Genomic DNA, 5,277 nt, shown 5'->3' with positions numbered 1-5,277 from the left:
GTGGGCTTAGTTTCCTATTGCCTTTTTTCGCTACACCTCCGTTAAAGCAGCGATTTTGTTCAAATTAGTCTCTTGACATCATACCGCTGCTCTTTGATTTGATCATCGAAAAATATGCAAACAACATGCCAATTAATCAAACAAATGTAAAACGCCTTAATTTAGGAACTTTTAAATGTCTGCAACAAAAAAGACTCTTTTCTAAAAAGGGTCAAAATTTAATATAATAATCAAAATGAGCTTTTTTGAGCATCATAGAGACAACTGTATTTGTTCATTTCATACATAGCTTCTGCTGCTTTATTCAGTCGTTATAGATGTTTTTTAGGAAAATATTTGTCAATTCTTCGTTTTAACGTATGGCGGCTCATGCCAATTAATCTTGCTGTTTCAGATATATTCCAGTGGGTCATATCCAGGAACCGTTTTAAATATGCTTTTTCCTGATTACTTAATACCTCTTCCAATCCCTTTTCTATAATTTCATCAAGTGTGTTATTTGATACGATTACATCCTCCACATGACCAACAGTTTCAGTTTCTTCCTGCTCGTGATACGTGTGAGACGCTGTCAATTCCTGGGTTAACATATCCTCTTGCAGTAAATCTTGTGGCAAATGATGAACATCAAGCTTGTCAGTATGATAATTTTGCAGAATCATCCGTTCAATAATATTCTTTAATTCACGCACATTACCCGGCCAACGATAATTCATAAAACATTTTAATGCTCTCTCCGTGAATCTCTTCTTAGAACAATTTAACTTACGGCAATGTTGCTCAAGAAAATACTGTACCAATGCAGGAATATCCTCTCTTCTTTCTCTTAATGGAGCAAGTTGAATAGGAAAGACATTTAGTCGGTAATATAAATCAGAACGGAAACGGTTTTTTCTTACCTCTTCTTTTAAATTTCGGTTTGTAGCTGCTACAAAACGAACATCCACATGTATATCCCTGCTCCCTCCCACACGTTTGATTTTTTTAGTCTCTAAAAAACGCAGAAGTTTAGCCTGCATTTCAGTAGGTAATTCGCCAATTTCATCTAAAAAAAGCGTCCCACCATCTGCTAATTCAACCAGCCCTTTCTTCGATTGGCCAGCACCAGTAAAAGCATATTTTTCATATCCGAACAATTCACTTTCCATTAAATTTTGAGGAATACTTCCACAATTGATATCAACAAAAGGCTTATCTCTTCGTTCACTATTAAAATGAATATAACGAGCTACAAGTTCCTTTCCGGTTCCTGTTTCCCCCTCAATCAGCACAGTCGTTTCGGGTGAACGGGCAACAATATTAATTTTCTTAAATACTTGCTTCATGTGGTCACTTTCTCCGATAAAACGATCTTGATAGAGACGATCGTAATGCTGCACCTGGTACAAATCCGCTGTCCTCTTTAGGTTTTCTCTTTCAAATACCTGTTCTAACAGAAAGAAAATCTCTTCTAGATCAAATGGTTTATTTAAATAATCGTAAGCACCTTTTTTGATACATTCCACAGTACTTCGAGTATCCCCGAAGGCTGTTATCATAATCACTATTATGTGAGGATACTCTTTCTTTATCCTCTCTAGCAGCTCAATCCCGCTTTGGTCTGGTAAGCGAATATCAAGAAAGACAAGTTTGATCGGCTCATTTTCAATCAGCCGCCATCCTTCATGACCGGTTTCAGCAGTGTATACCACATAACCTTGATCCTTTAAACCTTCAGCCAAGGAAAAGCGAATAGCTTCTTCATCATCGACAACTAATATCCTGGTTTGAAGCATAAGCATCCTCCTTCGTCAATTGATCATTATATTCCCTAAATACGGTAAAAGTCGTTCCCTTTCCAACTTCAGTCTGAACATCAATTTTAGCCTGATTTTGCTCTACCAGACGATGAACAACAGATAAACCAAGTCCCGTTCCTGAAGGGTGTGTTGTAAAAAAAGGGTTAAAGATATTTTCAATATGTTCATCTGGAATCCCACACCCAAAATCTTGAACCGAAAAATACACCTGTGTGCCCCTGTAGCCAGACGAGACAATAATCCGTCCATGTGGATGAGATGCTTGAATGGCATTTAATATCAGATTCAATAAGACTTGCTTTAACTGATCTGTATCAAACAGAAACTTTAATTCAGGATCATCATTACGGACCAAGACGATATGCTTTCTCTCAATATGTTTGGATACCATCGTGAGGGTATTTGTTATCACTTCTGCCAATCTATTATTGACTGGCTTAGACTGCTCTGGTTTAGCAAATTGCAATAAAGTAGTGACCAATTTATTGAGTCGATCTATTTCACGAATTATCCGCTTCATAAATTGAGACGTATCATGAGAAACTTCCCTTTCTAAACGCCGTTGCAATACTTGTGTCGTGGTTTTTATGCCTGTTAAAGGATTGCGGATTTCATGTGCTACACCAGCTGCTAACTCCCCCAGAGAAGCTAGACGGTCAATGCGCACAATACGCCTTTCCACATTAACCTTTTCGGTCATATCCTGCATATTGCACAATACACCAATGATACGTTGATTATCATCAATTAGGAACGTCGTATAAATGTTAACAACCAGTTCCAAACTGCCATTTTGTTCCCATTGATACGTCCTTTCCAATGTCTGGTTGCTTTCCCACGATTCTTGTGCCAGTTCCATGATGACACCCAACAAATTCTTCCTTTTGGTCTCACTGTCGGAGGTCGCCAGTGATATTTGTTTGTCAATCATTTGTTGTGCAGCCTGATTAATATACACTTCCTCCGGGTCAAATGTTTTAGATACGACCCCGAATGAAGAACTTTCGAGAATACTTTTTTGCAATTTTTGCATACGAAACATTTTCTGTTCTGTTTTTTGCAGTCTCTTTAACATCCTTGAAAAAGCAGTACGCAATTTGCCAATTTCATCTGATCTTACCTGAAATGAGGGGATGGAATAGGATTGCAAATCAATTCTTTCCATTGTTTGAACTAAGCCACGCAACGGCTGGGAGATGTGATTGGCCAAAAATATGACGATTTGTATAACAATAATAGAGATTATAACGGCAACTAGAATGGTGTACTTTTGGATTTCCACCAATTCGGGCGAAAAAGGATCAACCTCTTCATAAAGAACGAGGTGCCATTCCCAAGCCAAATCTTTAATCACCAGTATATCCTGGGTAAACCAACTGGACTTATTCTTTTCTAAAGGAGGTGGTGTATACACAACATTTCCAGCTACATCAATAACCTGAATGTTATGAGGTTGAGTTGTATACAAGTACTCTACAAATTTATGTTCTGCTTCAGCCTGTGACAAATGTTCCTGTATCAAGTACTGTTGAAAAAAGCTTAAATGTTCATATTGGATTTGCAGCTGGTCGAGTTTTGAATCTTTATAAAGTTGAAAAGTTGACCAATAGCTGACAATGCCAACGATGCAGACAGCTAAAAGAAACAATGTTAAAAAAGCAAAGAGTATCTTATATTCAATGGAAGACTTAATTTTGTTTATCATCATTGTTAACCTCTCTACGGCTTGTAATATAGCTGATCAGAACAAAAGACACACATGCAATCAAAATTGTAATTGCCGCAGGATGAAAGCTTAAAGATTGAACATAAAAATCATAGCCAATTAAAACACCTCCTATAACCGATGAACTGACAATGGATGTAATTGCCCCTTGAGAAGTTGCCCTTCTCCAAAGTAAGCCCCCGTATAGTGGGAAAAAGAAACAAAAGGCTAATATTCCCCATAAATAGCTTCCAAGCCCTAATATACTCAGAGGGGGATTAATACTTAACAACAAAGCTAATGTTGCACCAAAGAAAATCATGAATCGATTAAATGTGATCATATAACTTCTCCGCCAGCGATATTTCATGATGGGCAGTACAATATCATATGACATGCTAATACAAAAAAGATGCAGTTGAGAATTAGCCGTAGAAACAGCACTGGCCAAAATACCAATCAGCAGGAAACTTCCCCAGATACTATTTGTTACTTCTGCAATGATAAGCAGAATAATCTCATTGGGATTAACCAAAGCGTAATCAGATACAACCAGTACACTCCCTGTTCCAATAAAGGCGATTGCCAAATAGCAAATAAGTAACAGGGGAAGAGATATTTTAAGCATATTAAAGGCAGTTCTATGATCTTTTGCTGATAGAATGCGTATCAAGTACTGTGTATGAGAAGCCTTCCCCAACGCCCAGATTAAGAAAATCATCAAAAAGGAAAGCGCAATAGACAAGCAGTTCTCACCCAGAGAGGCTAACTCTTGAAAGTGAAAGTTTGGATCCGAGGCGAGGACTCCATAATCCCCCCATTTATCATCACGGCCCAGACGAATACCAATCAAAACTGCTAGTATACCTATACTTAATAACATCCACATAAAATTAATAGTGTCAGTTCTGGCAATCGAGTATAACCCGCCAAAAGTGGTATAAATCAGAAACATATAAACCAAAAAGACCGCTAAAACGTAGGGGATCTCAAGCAAATAACTGAGCACAATGCCAAACCCATAAATTTGGAATACCATATAAAAAATATGAGTGACAACAATTACAACCCCACTCCACACTTGCAAAAACGGACTTTGAAACCGTTTACAAAAATAGGAAGGTATCGTCAATAGATCTATTTTTCTCAAAGGAATCACGATGGTAAAGAGCAATAAGGCACCGGTGATCCAACCTGCGATAACTGTATAGAGTGGACTTAACCCTTCTAAATAAAACGATCCTGTTAAAGCCAAAAAAGATGTTGCACTCATCCACGTTGCACAAAACGTAAATACTGAAGGCCACAGACCAAGGCGATGTTGAGCAACAAAAAACATGCGCAAACGGCTGGATTGAGAAAGACCGTATTTGCCAAAATACAAAATAAATGCGCAATAAATGATAAAAAATAGCAAGGCAATCAGCATCGTAGACCTCCAAATTCGAAATGGCCCATCCTTAACTTGATATGTCTATCAAATAAAAAAGCTTCACTTAAGGATAGTGTCCTATTACAAATAATTTATCATATCATTCAAAATGGTATCGTCAAGAATTTTGTGTAAGCCCGTAGGGCGCCTCTGGAATCGCAACTATATTTAGGCCTTCATCATCCTTAATTACTAATGAAAAAGTATCAGAAGGTTCTGTCAAGGGCGAAGTGTATACGAATCCCATGACAGGTTCTTCGAACTTTTTAAAATGGCATAAGGATGATGAAGCTTATATCTCATAGCGTTCTTTAAACATAGCTTGCAATTGTTGATAGGCA

The 5,277-nt window shown here is 37.7% G+C and carries 3 protein-coding genes; all 3 read right to left on the bottom strand.

Annotation, left to right across the window (positions count from 1 at the left end; all coding sequences use genetic code 11):
* Positions 1-311 precede the first annotated feature (311 nt).
* Genes J2S00_RS19605 through J2S00_RS19595 form a run of 3 tightly spaced genes read right to left on the bottom strand, consistent with a single transcriptional unit; the run spans position 312 to position 4,933 of the window.
* Positions 312-1,775 (bottom strand): sigma-54-dependent transcriptional regulator, encoded by a 1,464-nt coding sequence (locus J2S00_RS19605; protein WP_307343961.1) that lies wholly within the window; start codon positions 1,773-1,775, stop codon positions 312-314.
* Positions 1,744-3,504 carry a sensor histidine kinase gene (locus J2S00_RS19600; RefSeq protein ID WP_307343958.1) on the bottom strand — a complete coding sequence of 587 codons (1,761 nt, stop codon included), beginning with the start codon at positions 3,502-3,504 and terminating at the stop codon, positions 1,744-1,746. Before J2S00_RS19600 ends, J2S00_RS19605 begins: the two co-directional genes overlap by 32 nt.
* The gene (locus J2S00_RS19595; RefSeq protein WP_307343954.1) at positions 3,488-4,933 is read right to left on the bottom strand and encodes a sodium:solute symporter family protein; all 1,446 of its coding nucleotides are present in this window, start codon (positions 4,931-4,933) and stop codon (positions 3,488-3,490) included. Before J2S00_RS19595 ends, J2S00_RS19600 begins: the two co-directional genes overlap by 17 nt.
* Between the last annotated feature and the right edge of the window lie 344 nt (positions 4,934-5,277).

This window comes from Caldalkalibacillus uzonensis (assembly GCF_030814135.1).
Lineage (GTDB): Bacteria > Bacillota > Bacilli > Caldalkalibacillales > Caldalkalibacillaceae > Caldalkalibacillus > Caldalkalibacillus uzonensis.
Note: the sequence above shows the minus strand (reverse complement) of the source record. Positions and strands in the feature narration are given on the sequence as shown.